This window comes from Acinetobacter sp. 228 (assembly GCF_048147885.1).
This window is the reverse complement of the sequence record NZ_JAYWYV010000545.1, coordinates 1-1077: the sequence shown is the minus strand read 5'-3', so window position 1 is coordinate 1077 and position 1077 is coordinate 1. Positions and strand designations below refer to the sequence as shown.

Below are 1077 nucleotides of genomic sequence, written 5' to 3'. Positions count from 1 at the left end.
AAAAAAGTCTCAAACTACTTTATAACGTATCTGTGATCAGACGAACTAAACATGCTTCTACAGCAACTTGTACATTACCCATTTATATGGGCTTTCTCATGACAGAACCAAACTCTATTAGCTGCACACAACTTGCCGAGACTTATAATATCTCGCATGACAGTGTAAATCGCTTTTTGGAGCGTGAAGACTACACAGCTCACGATCTATATCAAGAAGCAATTCAACACATTGATAATAATAAACTTATAGTCAGTATTGATGATACTGTTTTAGATAAGCCATATAGTCAACATATGGACTTAGTTAGCTATTTTTGGTCAGGTAAACACCACCGATCCGTCAAGGGTATTAATCTCATTACCTTGTATGCGACAGATCAACATGGCAAAAATATTCCAATTAATTTTCGAATTTATGATAAGTCAGAAAGTAAAACCAAGAATGATTACTTTATGGAGATGTTAAGTGAAGTACTCGATTGGGGTGCAAAGATTCAATTCATTACAGGTGATAGTTGGTATTCATCGACTGAAAATCTAAAAACCATAAGAAAACATGGTATTCGATTTATGTTTGGTGTCGACAGTAACCGTAAGGTTTCCCCTGAAAAAGGACAATGGTTTCAACTCCGTTTATTGCCGAATTTTCATCAGGGTCAAGTGGTCTGGCTCAAAGATGTTGGCTTTGTACAATTATTTAAGACTCAGTTAAAAGAACAGCAGAGATTTTATATTGTGCATCAAGATGAAGATGATTTATTGTCCTTTGATGGTTTTTATGAATTACATTCAAGTCATTGGAAAATAGAACAATATCATCGAGTAATTAAACAGGTTTGTCATATTGAAAAGTTTCAAGTAAGACGATCCAAGCTGATTTTGAATCATATTTTCTCAGCCTTGATGGCCTATGTTGAGATACAAAAGAACCAGTTTGAGCGGATCTTTGAAAATGTATATCGTTGGCAGAAGAAATTATTTAGACCAATTATCAAGAACTTTATTGATGAATTTATTCTCGATAAGAATCATCTGCTGCCACAGAAAATCTATAAATAATAGTGCGTAAGTCCTA

The 1077-nt window shown here is 34.2% G+C and carries 1 protein-coding gene; it reads left to right on the top strand.

Annotated features, from left to right (window positions below; all coding sequences use genetic code 11):
* The first annotated feature begins 32 nt into the window (after positions 1-32).
* The gene (locus tag VXQ92_RS20645) at positions 33-1061 is read left to right on the top strand and encodes a transposase (protein ID WP_080591875.1); all 1029 of its coding nucleotides are present in this window, start codon (positions 33-35) and stop codon (positions 1059-1061) included.
* The last annotated feature ends 16 nt before the right edge of the window (positions 1062-1077 follow it).